Below are 15,681 nucleotides of genomic sequence, written 5' to 3' on the forward strand. Positions count from 1 at the left end.
AGGCGACAGGCCGGGTGGCATCGCACACCCGGCCCGGCCGAGCCCCCGGATGTTCCCCATGCATGACGCGCCCCTGTTTCTCGGCCTCACCCGGCCGCCGAAGATCTTCGGCCTGCCCATCGGCTATTTCGTGAGCCTGATGCTGGGATCGGTCATTCCCTTCGTGGGCGCGAACGACTGGCGGTTCCTGCTGATTGGGGTCGTCGGCTATCCGGTTCTGTGGTTCGTGGCAGACCGCAACCCGAACCTCTTCGAGACAGTCGCGGTGGTCTTCTCCCGGACCCCGCGCACCCGAGGCAAGTCAGCTTTTGGCGGAGACCGCCATGTCAGCTGACCTCAAATCCCTCTTCCCGGCCACCCTGGCGCTTCGATCGGTCTTGCGGCATGAGGATCTCGCAGCCGAGACCCTCGCCCGGCACTTGCCCTGGCTCTCCGCACCTGCGGACAATCTGATCCTGACCCGGCAGGGTGACCTGATCGCCTCTGCCGTGGTCGAGGGGCAGGACAGTTTCACGTCGGAAGAAGGGGACCTCTCGCTCGCGACCACTTCGCTTGCGCGTCTGATCGGGCAGCTGGGCGAAGGCTTCGGGTTCCATGTCTCCAAGCTGACCCTGCCGGACGCACCCCAGCTGAAACCCTTTGATGGCGAGGGCACTGGAGCCGCGTTTGCCTCCATGGTTGACGCCCGCTGGCAAGGACATCTCCGTGCCCGCACCCTGAAACGCCGGGTGCTGGTGGTCTCGCTCATCCTTCGCCCCACAGCACTAAAACGTGTCCCTTTGATCGGCGCACTCTTCAAGGCAGCCTTCACAGGCGACCTCGGCCAGAGGATCGAGCGCCTGAATGAAGCGATGGGTCTTTTGGCCGGGGCCTGCCAGGGTCTGGGCTTCCGGCGGCTGACCGTTTCCTCCGGGGAATGGCTGGGTCTCCTTGGCGTCCTTCTTGGGCAGCCGATGGCCAAGGTGCTTCCGATGCGCGGCCAATTTCTTGCCGAGGCTGTCGCGTCATCGCAGATGATCTTTGCTGGCAAACGGGTGGAAATCGAAACCGGCGAAGGGATGCGTTTCGGGACGATTTTCGGCGTGAAATCCTATCCGGCCCGCACCTGGGCGCGGATGCTCGACGCGCTGGAACTGCCCTACGACATCGTCATCACCAACAGCTTCACCCCCGCGCGCAACAACGAAATCGAAGAGCGCATCAAGCGCACGGCACGCCAGATGCGTGCCTCTGAGGATGCCGCCGAAACTCTGCGTCAGGAACTTTACGAGGCCGCAGACAATGTCGCCTCGGGCCGACAGGTCTTCGGCAAACACCACCTGACGGTCATGGTCACGGCCGAGACCCCGGAACAGCTGGAAGAGGCTGCCTCCGAGGTCTGGCGCGCCGGACAGGACTGTGGGGCAACCCTCGTCCGCGAAAGCTTTGCAGCCCGCGCGGCTTGGTTTGCCCAAGCCCCAGGCAACTGGGCCTATCGCCCGCGCACGGCACTTCTGTCAGCCCAGAACTTCGCTCATCTCGCGGCACTGCACCGGGTGACGGAAGGTCGGTCCAAAATGCAGTCGCCCTGGGGCGAGACGATCACGGCGCTGCCGACGGTGACCTCAAGCCTCTATCGCTTCAATTTCCACGACAAGGGTGAGCGGGGTGCCGAGCCGAGCGCCGGTCATACCCTCGTTCTAGGTCGCACAGGGTCGGGGAAGACCCTCGGCACTGCCTTTCTGATGGCACAGGCGCGGCGGGTTCATGCGCGCATCCTCGTCATCGACAAGGACCGGGGTCTCGAGATGGCCGTGCGTGCTTTGGGTGGCAGCTATTCCGCGATCCGGATCGGCGAGGCGACCGGCCTCAATCCGTTCCAGACCGAGACCGACGAGCGCGGGGCGGCCTGGCTCACCGACTGGCTCGGTGACATCCTTGCAGGGTCGCGCCCCTTCGAGACCGCCCAAACCGTCAGCCTGAACGCCGCCGTCCGTCAGATCGTTTCGGCCGATCCCCGGCTCCGGACATTCGATGGCCTCGCCACCCTCGTCGCTTCAACAGACGACGAGGGCGATCTTGTGGGCCGGGTCCGGGAATGGGGGCAGGGAGGCCGACATGGCTGGCTCTTTGGGCCCGGTGCCACATCCCAGATCAGCCTCTCCGAGGATGTGGTCGGCATCGACATGTCGGAGATCCTTGATCTCGGGACCGAACGCTCGGCACTTCTTGCCTATCTCTTCCGTCGCATCGAACGGGTCATCGAGGATCGCCGTCCGACCCTCATCGTCATCGATGAGGCCTGGAAGATGCTTGACGATCCGATCTTCGAAAAGCGCCTGCATGACTGGCTCGTCACGATGCGGAAAAAGAACGCCGTGGTGATGATGCTGACCCAGACACCGACGCATCTGACCCGGGTCAAGGTTGGGCAGATCATCGCAGAGAGTGTGGTGACCCAGCTTCTCTACCCGAACCCGCGCGCCAACCCCGAAGATTACCGGATCCTGCGGCTGAACGAGAAAGAGGCCGAGTTCCTCTGCACGCCGACGGGTGGCCTGCGCCTCGCCCTCCTGCGCTCGGCCGGAGACTCGGTCTTCGTGAACATGGACCTCGCCGCCCTTGGACCTGCGCTCGCCGTGCTTGGCGGTGGCCGATCCGGCGAAGACCGCGCCCCCTATGGCTGGCGGGATACTCCCGATTTCTGGAAGGACATGACGTGACACGACGCAACCGCCTGATCCCCCTTTCCCTTCTCGGGTTCACCCTTCTTTCCGCCTGCGCCGGTGTCGAGACGGGGGCCGTCTCCCCCTGCCACGGTCAGTTCCGGGCCGAGGGCAAATACTTCGCAGCGCACGAGCAAAGTGACGGCACGACGGTCGTCGTCTCGACCATGAACGCCCCCGACGCGCCTTGCGCGGACTGAGCCACCTCATGCGTCGTGCCCCTCTCCTTCTCGGGCTTCTCCTCGGCACCACGGTGCCTATGGGCCTCATGGCCCAAGGCGTGCCAATCATCGACGGCTCGCGACTGTCGAACTTCATCTCGCGTCTTGTCGAACAAGCCGAGGATGCCGTGAAACAGGGGGAGAAACTCGCCACGCGCACGGAACTCAGCGAGATCGAAGACGACCAGCTGGCTGCCTATGAACGTTTCCTCGCGGATACGACCGGCGTGACCGACCTCAGCGGCTTCGAGATAGGATCCGGCACCTTCCCCCCTGCCGACGAGGTCTATCCCCTTGAGGAGACAAGCCCGGAAAGCCAGCGGCTCTTCGGGGATGCCGAGACGGTCGAGGCGATGATCATCGCCACAGCGGCGCGCTATGAAACGCATCCCGGTGTCGTGAAGGTCGGGCTCACGCCCACAACTTGGCGCATTCTCTTCCAGTCGCTGGTGAAACAGGAAAGTGGGTTCTCCAACGCGGCGATTAGCCCGGTCGGGGCCATGGGCTTTTGCCAGTTGATGCCCGGCACCGCCGCTGATCTCGGCGTCGATCCGACCGATCCGCTGCAGAACCTCGATGGTGGCGCACGCTATCTCGCGACACAGCTCAACAGCTTCGGTCGGATCGACTTCGCGCTTGCGGCCTACAATGCCGGACCCGGCAACGTCCAGAAATACGGCGGCATCCCACCCTTCGAGGAAACCCGAGCCTACGTCCGCCGGATTTCTGGCTACTACGACGCCTATCTCTTAGTGATCACCGGCGCGGACGTGACGGGCACGCTGGCGGGCGTGGAAGGCGCAAGTGCGGAATGGGGCAACATGTCCTCGGCCTTCATCGGCTATTCCGGCCAGCAGTCGGGGCAGATCGAGGCGGCCATGGCCCGGATCAAGGGGTTCTTGGAAGAGGCCAAGCCCCAGACCCCGAAAGAAGCGGTCGACCAGAACACCTACATGCTCGCCGAGCGCGCGCGCCTCATGGCCCTGACGCTGCGGCTGCGCGCGGGTGCCGTCAAGGTTGAAGCCGCGCGTGGGCTCTCGGATGCCGCGCAATCCCTGCAATACACCACCTTCTGGGAGTACACTCCGTGAGACCTGCCGTCCTTCGAACAAGGGCGCGTCTCGCGCTCGCCGTCTGTGCAACGCTTCTGGCGTCACCTCTTTTGGCGCAAGGTGTGCCCGTCATCGACGGCACCAACCTCGCCAAGAACATCGAGCAGCTGCAGGCCGCACTCCGCGATGCTGACAACCAGATCGCGCAGATCGAAGAGCTGAAGAAGCAGGTCGAGACCGGTCTCGAGCAGCTGACCAACCTCGAAGGCATCCTCGGGTCGATCTCGGGCCTGAACGAGATCGCGAGCCTTTACAATTCGGTGGAGGACCTGCGCTCACGGGCGGCCAAGATCACCGATCTCTCCGGTTTCCAGGATGCGCTGACCATCGGGGATTTCGATGGGCTTCTGGACAGCTTGCTCGATGGCGACGTGACCATGGGCGACAAGATGGCCGCCGAATATATGCGCGACACGCTGGAAGGGGCCGGGCTGACCTCGGAAACCCTGGCCGGGCTGTCGTCATCGGAGAACCCGCAGGACAAGCTCATCGCGACGACCGCAGCGACGAGTGCCACGGCCATGGGCGTGGCGCAGCTTTCCTACGAGGAAGCCGCCCAAAGCCTCGCGCGGATCGACGGTTTGGTGTCTGAAATCGCCAATCAGGAGGGCCTGAAGGAAAGCATCGACCTCAACACCCGGATGGCGGCCGAGACCAACTACATGCTCGGCCAGATGTGGCGGTTGAACGCAGCTGCGGGGCTGGCCGCCGGGCAGACGGGTGTGAACTGGGCCGCAGAGCAGGCCAAGGAAAAGAGCTTCTTCGACTATTCGGGGGCCGAATGATGCGGCGGGCTTCTCACCACGTCGCGGCGGTTGTTGTCATGGTCTGCTTTACCAGCTTCGCTGCTGCGCAAGACATCGCCACTTTCAGTGACGTTCAGCTGATCGAAGAAACCCAGGAAGCGGTAGGCGCGCAGGATGCGGAGACCGCGCTGGACCTCCTGACCGAGATGCAGAGGCGCGGTACCGGCATCTTTGCTGCCGCTGACAGGCCTTCCTGCGAAGAGGTGATCGACCTGCCCGAGGGGATCACCGATTGGAAGTTCCGCGCAGTGGCTCGGCAGGCCTATTTTCGCGTAGCGATGTCGCGGCGGCTTGAAGAAGGTTCCTGCGCTTGCCTCTTCGACGGCTTCAGCTTCGACGCCTTCGTAACGGCCGCCTTAGGCAAGTCGACGGAAGAACTGACCGATGCAGACCGTCCGGCGCTGGAACGTATCCGCGATGAAGATCGGCGTGCAACCGAGGCGCGGTTTCGCGAGCTTGAGCAAAGCTGCCGGGCCAAGTGATCCATGGCCATCATCGCCGACATTCTGACCCAGGTCGATGCCGCCGCAACAGCGGTTGGCGCTACGGCATTTGATGCTGTGGCAGCCGAGATTGTGCCGGTCTTCCGGGTCGGGTCGGTCCTGGTGGTGGCTCTGATCGGGATCAACCTGATGGCACAAGCCGTGCCGATGACGCTGCGCAACGGGCTCGGCCTCATGGTTCGGATCACGGTTGCTTCGGCGTTCTTGTCGTCCTGGGCCAACTTCAATTCGGTTTATGGCGTTCTGACCAACGCCCCGAGTGAAATCGGCGCGGTCGTGATGAACGCGTTTGGGGATGGGTCGGGCAATCTCTACGAGGGTCTGGATGCCCTCTATCTGCAAGCCCTCGATGTGGGTCAGGCGATCAGCCAGAACGGCAGCTACATCACCGGCGCCCTCGCGGGCCTCCTGATGTTTCTTGTGGCAGCCCTTATGGCGACCGTGTCGATCATCGTGATCTCGGCCGCGAAGATCATGATCGGCGTCCTCGTCATCTTCGCGCCGGTCGCAATTGCCTGCACGCTCTTCAAGGTCACCGCCCCGCTCTTTGACCGATGGGTGAACCTCGCCCTCGGCTTCGCACTCTACCCGATGCTTACGTCCGGAATGGCGGCGTTCACGATCTACATCGCGGCGGACCTCACCCCGGCCTCTCTCGCCTCGGTGGAAACCATCGGCGATGTCCTGAGCTTCGTCGTCGTCATGATGCTCGGAACCGGCCTCATGGCCATGGTGCCCACGATCGCACAGTCCCTCGCGTCGACCGCGACCGGTCTCGGCAGCGTCGCGGCCTCGACCTTCCGCACCGCCGACAGCGTCAAGGGTTACGGCCGCACCGGCATCGCGTCCGGGATCGGCGCAGGCCGAGGAGCGGCTGGATTGGATGCCGGTGGTCGGCGTCCCTCGGACGCTCGCCTCAACGGCAATACCGCCGGACAGATCGGGCGGTCCGCTGTTCAGACCGCGATGCGGCTTGCGAGCCGGACACCGGACAAGAGCTGATGTTCCAGAATTCGAGAAGTGGAGGACCGCCCATGGAGGCGCATGGATTTGATGTCGATCTCGTTCTGGAGCCCCGCCTCTCGGCCCGGCGTGCCTGGATTGTCGCGAGTACCGCGGGCGGACTGAGCCTGATTCTTGCAACCGCGCTGGTGCTCGTCCTGCCCTTGCGGGAAACCCAGGTCTTCACCGTCCTCGTCGATCGACAGACCGGGGACGCCGAAAACATCCTGAGGGTCGCCCCGACCGGCATCGAGGATCAAGAGGCACTGAAACAAAGCCTCCTCGTGGCTTACGTCTCCGACCGCGAGGGCTATTTCCTTGCGGGCATTCAGGCCCGGCTTGAGAGCGTGCAGCGCCGCTCAACAGGGGGCGCCGAGGAAAGCCTGCGGCTTCTCTGGTCGAAAGGCGGCGGCAACACGGCCTATCCGCCCGATGTCTATGGGCCAGGCGCAGAAGTCACGGTGACCGTGCGCCGGATCACGTTCCTTTCGCCGAACGTCGCCCAGATCCGTTTCCTGAAAACCCTGCGCAAGACGAAGCAGGAGCCGGTGACCCAGCCTTTCGTTGCCACGGTCGAGTTTGCATTCGAGCCGAAGACCGAGCGCTCCCTCGCCCACGTCTGGGAAAACCCGCTAGGCTTTACCGTCTCGGCCTACCGCGTCGACGCCGAAACCCTGGAAACGAATCCATGAGCCGTTCTTTTCTCCTTCCGGGACTTGCCTTCGCCTGCGCCCTCGGCATCGCGAGTGCCGCTTCTGCCGAAATCGCCCCCGCCTCGATGGGCGCGGATGCCCGTGTCCGGTCGGTCCTCTACAACCCCGTCGATGTCATCCGGCTCGACACGCATTTGCGTGTGAACACCGCCATCGAACTGGGTGCTGGCGAGCGGATCGACTCGGTCCTTCTTGGCGACAGCGAGGCCTTCGAGGTCGAGGTGCTCTCGAACCGCACTACGGTTTCCGTGAAACCCCTGATCGCCGGGGCCGAGACCAACATGACGATCTATACCGGGCGGCGCACGATCTCGCTGTCGATCGGCGAGGGCAGGTCTCGTAACCCGACCTATCGGCTGGTCCTGCGCTATCCCGAGACGGGCACAAGCCGGGCGACCCGTGGCACCGTGTCCGCAGGGTCGCGCGACATCGGCTATGCCTGGTCGGGCGATGAGACCCTGAAACCCGTCCATATCTGGAACGATGGGCAAGCGACGTACTTCGCCTTCGCCCCAGGCCTCCGGCCGTCGATCTTCGGTGTGGATGCGACGGGCCGCGAAGTGACGCTGAACTCCGGCACGCGAGGCAGCATCGTCCGCGTCTCCGGCCTGCGCTCCGCCTATTCGATCCGGATCGGCACGCAGGTTCTTTGCATCGAGCGGGTAGATGGCGGCGTGACCACCGATCTGGCCCTGCTCGCCAAGCTTCAGGGATGGGAATTCTGACATGGCTGATCCCGAGATGACCGATCCGAAGACGGGCGCCGAGCCGGAATACAAGGTCGAGCGACCCAAGCCGAAAATGACCCGGCAGCAGCGACTTGGCATGGGCGCACTCTTGGCCGGAGCCAGCCTTGCCGCGCTCTGGACGGTCTGGCCTTCCAGCCGCACAATCCCCGATGTGGAAACCTCAGCCGTCGAGGAATTCCAGGATCAGGCGGGCGGCTCGCCCTTCGGAGCGATTGAGCCGGGACCGGAAGCTAAGCCCTCAGGTGATGGGTTCTCAGACATCGAAGGGGAACTGGCCTCACAGCGCGAAGACCTCGAAGCGCGGAACGCCACACTCCAGTCCGAGGTTGAACGGCTGCAGCGCGAGTTGGGTGATCTTGCCGACAAGGCCGATGCCGAGAAGGACCAGACAGCCAAGGAACTGGCGCTCGCCCTAGAAGAGGCACAGTCGCAGAACATTGCTCTGATGGAGGACATGCGACGGCAGTTCGATCAGGAGATCGCCGTCCTGAAGGCAAGCGCCGACACTGCGGGTGCCGCGGAAGCCCAACGAGAGGCTGAGTTGGCGGCCAAGCGTGCCGAGCGCGAGGCGCAGCTTGCGGCCCGCGTGGCGTCACCTTCGGTCGTCTTCGACGATGGTCAAAAGGGTGGGGCAGGGGATGCCCGTATGGGGATGCCCGAGGCCCCAGCCGAGGGTCGAGATGCGACAGGTCGGGATTTCGTACAGTCGGGGCGCGAAGCCACCACCACGGAAGTGAGCCAGGTGATCGCCAATCCGTCAAACACCGTCCTGCAGGGCACGATGATTGAAGCAACGCTTGAGAATGCGGTCGACTCGAGCCTACCTGGCCAGATCACAGCGATCGTGACCCGGCCGGTCTGGTCCTTCGATCAGGCCCAGATCCTGATCCCCGCCGGCGCGCGCCTCTTCGGAGATTATTCCTCGGACGTGGCCATCGGCCAAGGCCGCATTCTTGTCGCCTGGACGCGGCTCGTCACTCCGGATGGGCAGTCCGTGCAGATGGAGGCTTTCGGTGGGGACGCCCAGGGTCGCTCCGGCATTACCGGCAAGGTCAACACGCGCTTCGGTGCCAGGTTCGGGTCGGCTGCGCTCATTTCCCTTCTCGGGGCCGCTCCCGCTGTCGCCGCCGCGAAATACACTGACGAGATCAGTTCCGACACGGCTGAGAGCATGGGCGAGGACCTGGGTACTGCCATGGGCTCCGCGGTCGAGGCCTATACGAGCCTGCCGCCGATCATCACCGTCGCCCCTGGGGCCGCGATCACGGTCATGGTCGACCGCGATCTGGAAATCTGGTGATGGATGATCGGCCGAGCTTCCTCGGGTCCTACCTGACGCCAATTGCGCCGCTGTTCTTACGGGACGATCTGGTCGAGGTGGCGATCAACCCGGATGGAAAAGTCTGGATCGAGCGAAAGGGCGCGACGCACATGGAGCGGGTCGCGCATCTGTCCATCGATCGGGTCCTGTCTAACAACCTTGGGCAGGCAATAGCTTCTGCCGTTGGTGTGCAGTTCTCCGACAAGAAGCCGACCGTTTCGGGAAAGATCGTCTTGGGCGATATGGCGATCCGGGCGCAGGTTGTGGCGCCGCCCATAGTGGAAGGCGGGATGGCTATCACGTTCCGGCCATTCAAGGTTTCGGCCGATCAGCTGATCGAGCCGCGCCTCTTACACGGTGGTCTTGTCGATCTCGACGCCAAGCGTCGGGCAAGGGCAGGGGAGGCAATGAAGCTTGCTGAGGCGGGGCAGGTCGTCGAGGCCATGCGGCTTTGCGTCGAGGAGCGCATGAACATCCTGAACTCTGGCGGCACCTCGACCGGCAAGACGACATTTGCTCGGTCTTTGTTGTCGATGGTGGACCCGGGCGAGAGGATCCTGACCATCGAGGATGCCTATGAGCTGTTCCCCCGTCAGGAGAACGCGGTATCGCTTAAGGCTGATCGCAGTGCCCAAGGCGAACGGACGCCTGCGCGGCTACTGGAAGCCTCGCTTCGGATGCGTCCAGACCGGATCATTCTTGGTGAGTTGCGGGGTGAGGAAAGCCGGACCTTCCTGGAAGCGATCAACACCGGCCACGGTGGTTCGTTCACAACCATCCATGCCGACACCGCCCGGAAAGCCATAGATCGGTTGGCGATCATGGTCATGGCCGCCGGGCTGGGCATGGGGTTCGAGGAGGTGAAGCGGTACTGCGAGGGAAGTGTGGATCTGGTGGTGCAACTTTCGCGGCAGGCTGGGCGGCGTGGGGTGGCGGAGATACTGTGCCTGTGAGGGTCGCGAAGGGCGGTAAGCGGCCTGATGCAGGTGAGGCGTTTCAGTTGCAACATGCAACAATAGCAGATGCCCACGAGGCAGAGGCGATCTGCGACCGCTTCAATCAAGCCGCTGGGCGCAGCACGTTAAAACCGCGTCAAAAGCAGCAGCATGAGTTCGACGAAGAGCGCAAGCGGCGGCGTCAGCTTGAATTGGAAAGGCAGCGCGAACTGGGCCGGGATCTGGGCTGGGAGCTGTCGGCTGCAATGTCCGCCACCTCACGGGCGGCGGGCACGGCTTCATCCCGCACAGCACGAAAGCATCGCCACGTCCTTATCGAAGGTCTGAGCCGCGAGCCTCAGGCCTTCGACCGTGGTCAGATAAGGGAAAATGGTCTCCCCGAGTGCCTTGGTGGTCATCCCGAACTTCAGGGCCATGGCCAGCGTCTGGGCGCTGTCGGAACCTTCAGGCGCGGCGATCACACCGCCCAAAAGTCTATCGGTCTTTGCATCCGCCACCAGTTTGATGACACCGCGCGTGTCACGGGCCGCGAGCGCTCGAGGCACGTTGTCGAGCGTCAGAACGCTGGTTTTCACGTCATAGCCGGCTGCAACGGCCTGTTCCACAGTCAACCCTACGCCCGCCACCTGCGGATCAGTGAACACCACCCAAGGCATCGCTCTATTGTCATAGCACTCTGCACCGCCCATGGCATTCCTTGCGGCCAGCTTTGCTCCATAGGCGGCCATATAGACAAACTGGTCACGGTTGGTCACATCCCCTGCGGCATAAATGCCGGGGCGGGTGGTCTGCATGTCGTCGCCCACCACGATTGCCCCTCGCCGGTCGGTCTCGATCCCCATTTCGGAAAGCCCCAGGCCTTCGGTATTGGGGCTGCGTCCGGTGGTCAGCACCAGATGATCTGCTGTCAGTTCCAGTCGCTTGCCGCGTTCTTCGATGCACAGCACGGCGCGCTTGCCATCCCGATTGCAAGTATCATAGGTCACGCCGCAGTGCATTGTGATGCCTTCGCCCCGGAACACCTCTGTCAAAGCTTCCGACACTTCGGGTTCGGCCTGCGGCAGAAGGCGCGAGCGGCAGACCATGGTAACCTTGACGCCCATCCGCGCCATCATCTGTGCCAGTTCCGCACCGATATAGCCACCGCCAAGGAAGACTAGGCTTTCCGGCAGCGTTTCCAGCGCAAGAAGGGACGTGCTGTCCAGCGTGGGCACTTGCCTGATTCCCGGAATGGGCGGCAGGGCGGGGCGGCCACCCGTGGCTATGATGACTTTGGGCGCACGGATCAGGCGCGCGCCGACCTGCACGCCACCGGGGACAAGCCGGGCCGCCCCTTCGTCAATGTAGGTAATCCCCTCATAGCCGGGCAGCAGATCGGCATATTTCTTTTGACGCAGACTAGAAACCAAGGCGTCCTTCCCGGCCATCAGCGCCGCCCAATCATCGACCTGTGCAGCCCCGGATAGTCCCGGAAACCGTTTCGCCGCCTTCGCGCCGTGGATCGCTTCCGCCGCACGGATCAAGGCCTTTGACGGCACGCAGCCCACGTTCACACAGGTGCCGCCGATCAGCCCGTGTCCGATCAGCGCTACACGCTTGCCCGCCCCGGCCGCCGTGATCGAGGCGGAAAACCCCGCCGATCCCGCCCCGATTACAGCCATGTCGAAAGAATTTTGGTCTGGACGGGGAATGGTGCAGCAATCGTTCATGATTGTATTCCTTTAGGAGTTTCTGGCGTTCCGCTGGCGTCGCCAGAGGGCATAAATCGTAAGGCCGATGAAGACGGCGAGGGCAGGCAAGAGCACGACATCAAGCCAACCCAGCAGGGCTGACAGGCCGACAAAACCGAGGAGCACGGCCAGAACCGGCGTGAAGCAGCACAGCGCGGCGATGACGGTGCCGACAATGCCGGTGATCAGTAGACGGCGTTCGGATGGATCGCCGCTCATGGCCCGTGCTGCCTTTCCGAAACGCCCGGCTCGCAGCTTCCCAACTGCGCGCGCCGACGGCTGCGCCAAGTCAGTGCCGCAACGGCTGCCATCATGACTGCTACCAGGCCGCCAGCGCCGCTGATCCATCCGCCAACCGCACCGATGATCGCGGCCAGGGCGATGCCGCCACCACCGCAACAGACAACCACCAGCGGGGCGGCGATCAGCGTCGCCAACACCCCGCCCTGAATGTCGTCGCGCATTGGCTTTAGCCCTTCACATTGGCCGGATAGCCCGCCTGTGCCGAGGCTTCCGCAATCGTTGCCGCATTGGTCAGGGCCGGATCGAAGATCACCATCGCGCTGCGGCTGTCAAAGTCCACCTCGACCGATTGCACCCCTTCGACCCCGCTCATCGCGGCCTTGACCGTCACCGGGCAGAGTCCGCAAGTCATGTCCGGCACATCGAAAGTGACCTCGGTCAGTGTGGATGCGGTCGCCGGAGCCGATTGGGCGAAGACGAATGACGCTGTGGCGGGCAGGCCGAGCATCGCCGCGCCGAGAGCCAGAATTGCAAAACGTTTCATAAGGTTTCCTTTTGGTTTCAGTAAAGCAGAGGTGCCCACCAGTTGAGCGTCACGGACAGCAGGACCAGCACTGTTGCCGCCCAAAGCACCGTTTTGGTGAGGCGCGACGATTGCGGGCGGGCGCAGTACGACCCCTCCACGCATACGGGTTTTGTCCGAAAATAAACGTGCCAGAACCCCAGCCCGATAAAGACAATGGCGATGCCCGAGGTCAGCGGCTTGTAGGGTTCAAGGGCTGTCAGATTTCCGATCCATGCACTGGATATTCCCAGCGTCACCAGCACCAGCGGCACGATGCAGCAGGCCGAGGCCAGAAACGCCCCCGCCAGCCCAAGTGTGGCAAACAGGCCCTTGTGATCGGCGCTTCGCGGCGCGGTTTCGGCATCGTGAATGTCACTCATCGCAGGGTTCCTTGTCATCCCGTTGCAACCTGCCTACGGTCTGTAGTGACTACAGGTGCAAGGGAAATCACCATGACTGTCGTTCACGAAGCTGCGACCCGCAAAGAAAGCCTCAAGGCAGGGGTATTGCGCCGGGCCGATCTGGCCCGCGCGACCGGCTGCAATCTGGAGACGATCCGCTATTACGAGACGGCGGGCATCCTGCCACCACCCGCCCGGACGGATGCAGGTCATCGGACCTATGAGGCCACGGATGTGCAGCGCCTGCGCTTCGTCATGCGCGCCCGCGAGCTGGGGTTTTCGCTAGACGACATTCGCGGATTGCTTGGCCTTGGCGATGGCGCGCTGCAGTCCTGCGCCGAGGTCAAAGAAAAAACCGAGGCACATCTGACGGATGTCAGGGCAAAGATCGCCGACCTGCAAAGGATCGAAGCTCTCCTGTCCCGCACCGCCGCGCTTTGCAGCGGCGGGGATCGTCCCGAATGCCCGGTGCTGGATATTCTCCGACATTAGCGGCCGTTTCGGTTGGGGACAGAGATGCCGAAGCTTTGTTCAAAGATCCCTTCGCGAAGATCACTTTGCAACGGCAGGTCTGCATAGACGTGCCGCTGCGGATCTTCTTGGTCCGGCTAGGTGATGCCCGCGCCATGTGGCGAAGAACTCCCGCTCACCACACCGTCGCTTTTGGTTCGACTAGGAATTGCTGCGGCAGGAAAGAATGACTGGTTAGGGAAATCCGATAGAAGCACGTAAACAGGGTCGGCGGACCGAAATAGGCCGAAGTTTGCCTGTAGGAGCATGAGGTGAGGTTCAGCGACCAAGCATCGGTTAGACCCGAGTCGGCACTTTCCGTGTGTGCTTGGCGCTCTCCGCAATTGCCCGAAACACCCGCGCCGCCTCCCCGAAGACCTCGGCATCTGCCTGTCCGGCGGACGCAGCCAACCCCGACAGTTTTCCAACGGCGATTTGCCTGCCAACCGCTCCGCTTCCCGGTATACTCGGCAATCCCTTACCTTTCCGCGCTCGATCAATCGGGGCAAAGTGCCGATCCTCGAAGTACCGGATGTGCCGCGCCCGGATCGGATACTGCCCCTCGGGCAGCACCAGCACCTGATTCAGCGGAAACCGCAGCACTTCGTTTGCCGAAATCAACGGCCGCTCTTCCGACCGCCTGCTGACATTGGCACTGTCCTCCAGGGCGCGAACCCGCGACTGGCTCTCGGTCACTGCCGTTATGGTGGAGCGCCCCAAGGCATTCGAGAGCACCTCGGCGGTCCGATCATCTTGTGGCGTCATGTAGATCTGCACCCCGGCCCCACCTTGCAGAGAGCGCCGCCCGGTTTCGCCATAGATGTCATCAAGGCCGGGAATGGTCTGGGAGATGATGAAGAAGCGCCCGCCGAAGCTGCGTATGGTCTTGATAGAAGAAAGAACAAGGGGCTGTCGGCCCAGCTGGTCGAATTCGTCCATCAGGAACATGACCGCATGGGGTTCGTCCTGACCAGGCTCACGGCGCTGGAGGGAGGCGATGGCATCCGCGAAGAGCAGACGGACGAGGGGGGCGAGAGTTTTCAGGTGCTCGGGCTGGACGACGATGTAGAGGCTTTGGGGATCGCGGCGGAAGGTCGAGAAGTCGAAGTCGCTGGCGGAGGTCACGCGGTCGACCGCGGGGTCGTTCCAAAGCTCGAGACCGGAGCCTTGGATGACGGACACATAGGCGCCGAGGGTCTTCTCCGGGACGTCGGCCATCTCTAGGAAGGTGCGGGAGATGATCGGGATGTTCGTGGTCTCGGCAATGGCCGTATAGCTCTTCTTCTTGTCGCCACCCCCGGCCATGATCTCACCGGCAAAGCCCAAAGTCGGGCGGCGCTGTTCGATGGCGTAGAGGCACGAGGCGATGAAGAGCCGCTTGCCGGCATTGAAGAAGCTCTGGGCGCTTTCGCCTTCCGGGATGAGGAAGAGGTCGGCCATCGAGTTCAGCGCGGTGTACTGACGCTCAGCGGAGGGCAGGGCGGCGATCCGGGCAAGCGGGTTGAACCGGTGCGAGCTCCGGTCCTCATCGAAGGGCGAGAAGTACCAAATGCCGTTCTTCAGCCCATGCTTGCGGTGGATGGAGGTCTTGGCGAAGTTCTCACCTTTCACGTCGAGGATGATCGCCGAGCCTGAGAAATGGAGGAGGTTCGGGATGACGAAGCCGACTCCTTTCCCCCGGCCCGTGGGGGCGATCATCATCGCATGCGGGAAGCGGTCTGGCGGCGCCATCACGAAGGGCGCGTCGGACTTCGGAAGGCCGAGCTTGCCGAAGATGAAACCGTTCTGATCGAGGGTTCCGACCATGTGGTTTCGCTTCAACTCGCGACGCGACTGGAAATGCGCGTCGTCATACTGGTTGAGGCGGCCGCGATGTACCCCAGCTAATCCGACGAGCGTCAGCGCGACCGTCACAGCACCGGTGATGATCAATGCGCCCTGCAGGACTGAAGGCCGCGCGGCGAGGTCGGCCCATTCGTAGCGCAAGAACCAGGGGCCTGTTGGGCTAAGCGTATCGAGGCTCTCCCGGAAGGCTGTGATCACATAGATCGTCGCCAGCATGCCGCCGATGTAGAGACCCGTCAGCAGTCCAAGGAGCAGCGCCAGCGGATACCGCCAGGCGGTGTCGAGATTCGAAAGCATGG

18 protein-coding genes are annotated in these 15,681 nt (G+C 63.2%); 12 read left to right on the forward strand and 6 right to left on the reverse strand.

All coding sequences use genetic code 11. From position 1 onward, the window contains the following. Positions 1-58 precede the first annotated feature (58 nt). Genes N5I32_RS20080 through N5I32_RS20130 form a run of 11 tightly spaced genes read left to right on the forward strand, consistent with a single transcriptional unit; the run spans position 59 to position 10,085 of the window. A complete protein-coding gene (locus N5I32_RS20080) occupies positions 59-334 on the forward strand; it encodes a VirB3 family type IV secretion system protein (RefSeq protein ID WP_028030999.1) in 276 nt (91 codons plus the stop codon). Further along, positions 324-2,702, forward strand: coding sequence for a VirB4 family type IV secretion/conjugal transfer ATPase (locus N5I32_RS20085; RefSeq protein ID WP_261497713.1), 2,379 nt, complete (start codon positions 324-326; stop codon positions 2,700-2,702). Before N5I32_RS20080 ends, N5I32_RS20085 begins: the two co-directional genes overlap by 11 nt. Further along, the gene (locus N5I32_RS20090) at positions 2,699-2,905 is read left to right on the forward strand and encodes a hypothetical protein (RefSeq protein WP_261497714.1); all 207 of its coding nucleotides are present in this window, start codon (positions 2,699-2,701) and stop codon (positions 2,903-2,905) included. Before N5I32_RS20085 ends, N5I32_RS20090 begins: the two co-directional genes overlap by 4 nt. Before the next feature lie 8 nt (positions 2,906-2,913). Next, positions 2,914-4,017, forward strand: a complete 1,104-nt coding sequence (locus tag N5I32_RS20095; protein WP_261497715.1) for a lytic transglycosylase domain-containing protein — start codon at positions 2,914-2,916, stop codon at positions 4,015-4,017. Then, the gene (locus N5I32_RS20100) at positions 4,014-4,823 is read left to right on the forward strand and encodes a type IV secretion system protein (protein ID WP_261497716.1); all 810 of its coding nucleotides are present in this window, start codon (positions 4,014-4,016) and stop codon (positions 4,821-4,823) included. The genes N5I32_RS20095 and N5I32_RS20100 overlap by 4 nt, the downstream gene beginning before the upstream one ends. After that, positions 4,823-5,326, forward strand: coding sequence for a hypothetical protein (locus N5I32_RS20105; RefSeq protein WP_261497717.1), 504 nt, complete (start codon positions 4,823-4,825; stop codon positions 5,324-5,326). Before N5I32_RS20100 ends, N5I32_RS20105 begins: the two co-directional genes overlap by 1 nt. Positions 5,327-5,329: 3 nt before the next feature. After that, a complete protein-coding gene (locus N5I32_RS20110; protein WP_261497718.1) occupies positions 5,330-6,349 on the forward strand; it encodes a TrbL/VirB6 family protein in 1,020 nt (339 codons plus the stop codon). A gap of 32 nt (positions 6,350-6,381) precedes the next feature. Then, positions 6,382-7,041: a VirB8 family type IV secretion system protein gene (locus N5I32_RS20115; protein WP_261497719.1), complete on the forward strand. Its 660-nt coding sequence runs from the start codon at positions 6,382-6,384 to the stop codon at positions 7,039-7,041. Beyond that, entirely contained in the window at positions 7,038-7,787 is a 750-nt protein-coding gene (locus tag N5I32_RS20120; RefSeq protein ID WP_261497720.1) for a TrbG/VirB9 family P-type conjugative transfer protein, read from the forward strand. The genes N5I32_RS20115 and N5I32_RS20120 overlap by 4 nt, the downstream gene beginning before the upstream one ends. A gap of 1 nt (position 7,788) precedes the next feature. Next, positions 7,789-9,111: a TrbI/VirB10 family protein gene (locus tag N5I32_RS20125; RefSeq protein ID WP_125327842.1), complete on the forward strand. Its 1,323-nt coding sequence runs from the start codon at positions 7,789-7,791 to the stop codon at positions 9,109-9,111. Next, positions 9,111-10,085 carry an ATPase, T2SS/T4P/T4SS family gene (locus N5I32_RS20130; RefSeq protein WP_261497721.1) on the forward strand — a complete coding sequence of 325 codons (975 nt, stop codon included), beginning with the start codon at positions 9,111-9,113 and terminating at the stop codon, positions 10,083-10,085. Before N5I32_RS20125 ends, N5I32_RS20130 begins: the two co-directional genes overlap by 1 nt. A gap of 281 nt (positions 10,086-10,366) precedes the next feature. Here the strand turns inward: N5I32_RS20130 and merA are convergent, their stop codons facing one another. Genes merA through N5I32_RS20155 form a run of 5 tightly spaced genes read right to left on the reverse strand, consistent with a single transcriptional unit; the run spans position 10,367 to position 13,006 of the window. After that, entirely contained in the window at positions 10,367-11,797 is a 1,431-nt protein-coding gene (gene merA / locus N5I32_RS20135) for a mercury(II) reductase (protein ID WP_126976275.1), read from the reverse strand. A gap of 12 nt (positions 11,798-11,809) precedes the next feature. Next, the gene (gene merF, locus N5I32_RS20140) at positions 11,810-12,037 is read right to left on the reverse strand and encodes a mercury resistance system transport protein MerF (protein WP_126976276.1); all 228 of its coding nucleotides are present in this window, start codon (positions 12,035-12,037) and stop codon (positions 11,810-11,812) included. Next, on the reverse strand, positions 12,034-12,282 hold the full coding sequence (locus N5I32_RS20145; protein WP_126976277.1) for a hypothetical protein: 249 nt from the start codon (positions 12,280-12,282) through the stop codon (positions 12,034-12,036). The genes merF and N5I32_RS20145 overlap by 4 nt, the downstream gene beginning before the upstream one ends. A 5-nt stretch (positions 12,283-12,287) precedes the next feature. Beyond that, positions 12,288-12,605 (reverse strand): heavy-metal-associated domain-containing protein, encoded by a 318-nt coding sequence (locus tag N5I32_RS20150; RefSeq protein WP_126976278.1) that lies wholly within the window; start codon positions 12,603-12,605, stop codon positions 12,288-12,290. A 17-nt stretch (positions 12,606-12,622) separates the two neighbouring features. Next, the gene (locus tag N5I32_RS20155) at positions 12,623-13,006 is read right to left on the reverse strand and encodes a mercuric transporter MerT family protein (protein WP_261497722.1); all 384 of its coding nucleotides are present in this window, start codon (positions 13,004-13,006) and stop codon (positions 12,623-12,625) included. 72 nt (positions 13,007-13,078) lie between these two features. On the opposite strand from N5I32_RS20155, the gene N5I32_RS20160 reads away from it, so the two are divergent. Then, a complete protein-coding gene (locus N5I32_RS20160) occupies positions 13,079-13,519 on the forward strand; it encodes a MerR family transcriptional regulator (RefSeq protein WP_126976280.1) in 441 nt (146 codons plus the stop codon). A gap of 315 nt (positions 13,520-13,834) precedes the next feature. On the opposite strand, the gene N5I32_RS20165 is transcribed toward N5I32_RS20160, so the two are convergent. Further along, positions 13,835-15,679 (reverse strand): type IV secretory system conjugative DNA transfer family protein, encoded by a 1,845-nt coding sequence (locus N5I32_RS20165; protein WP_168776809.1) that lies wholly within the window; start codon positions 15,677-15,679, stop codon positions 13,835-13,837. Positions 15,680-15,681 lie beyond the last annotated feature (2 nt).

The sequence above is a fragment of the Albidovulum sediminis genome, from assembly GCF_025380365.1.
Lineage (GTDB): Bacteria > Pseudomonadota > Alphaproteobacteria > Rhodobacterales > Rhodobacteraceae > Albidovulum > Albidovulum sediminis.

Coding starts and splice junctions, on each gene's coding strand:
- N5I32_RS20080 (WP_028030999.1), top strand. CDS start 59: ATGCATGACGCGCCCCTGTTTCTCGGCCTCACCCGGCCGCCGAAGATC.
- N5I32_RS20085 (WP_261497713.1), top strand. CDS start 324: ATGTCAGCTGACCTCAAATCCCTCTTCCCGGCCACCCTGGCGCTTCGA.
- N5I32_RS20095 (WP_261497715.1), top strand. CDS start 2,914: ATGCGTCGTGCCCCTCTCCTTCTCGGGCTTCTCCTCGGCACCACGGTG.
- N5I32_RS20105 (WP_261497717.1), top strand. CDS start 4,823: ATGCGGCGGGCTTCTCACCACGTCGCGGCGGTTGTTGTCATGGTCTGC.
- N5I32_RS20110 (WP_261497718.1), top strand. CDS start 5,330: ATGGCCATCATCGCCGACATTCTGACCCAGGTCGATGCCGCCGCAACA.
- N5I32_RS20115 (WP_261497719.1), top strand. CDS start 6,382: ATGGAGGCGCATGGATTTGATGTCGATCTCGTTCTGGAGCCCCGCCTC.
- N5I32_RS20120 (WP_261497720.1), top strand. CDS start 7,038: ATGAGCCGTTCTTTTCTCCTTCCGGGACTTGCCTTCGCCTGCGCCCTC.
- N5I32_RS20125 (WP_125327842.1), top strand. CDS start 7,789: ATGGCTGATCCCGAGATGACCGATCCGAAGACGGGCGCCGAGCCGGAA.
- N5I32_RS20130 (WP_261497721.1), top strand. CDS start 9,111: ATGGATGATCGGCCGAGCTTCCTCGGGTCCTACCTGACGCCAATTGCG.
- merA (WP_126976275.1), bottom strand. CDS start 11,797: ATGAACGATTGCTGCACCATTCCCCGTCCAGACCAAAATTCTTTCGAC.
- merF (WP_126976276.1), bottom strand. CDS start 12,037: ATGAGCGGCGATCCATCCGAACGCCGTCTACTGATCACCGGCATTGTC.
- N5I32_RS20145 (WP_126976277.1), bottom strand. CDS start 12,282: ATGCGCGACGACATTCAGGGCGGGGTGTTGGCGACGCTGATCGCCGCC.
- N5I32_RS20150 (WP_126976278.1), bottom strand. CDS start 12,605: ATGAAACGTTTTGCAATTCTGGCTCTCGGCGCGGCGATGCTCGGCCTG.
- N5I32_RS20155 (WP_261497722.1), bottom strand. CDS start 13,006: ATGAGTGACATTCACGATGCCGAAACCGCGCCGCGAAGCGCCGATCAC.
- N5I32_RS20160 (WP_126976280.1), top strand. CDS start 13,079: ATGACTGTCGTTCACGAAGCTGCGACCCGCAAAGAAAGCCTCAAGGCA.
- N5I32_RS20165 (WP_168776809.1), bottom strand. CDS start 15,679: ATGCTTTCGAATCTCGACACCGCCTGGCGGTATCCGCTGGCGCTGCTC.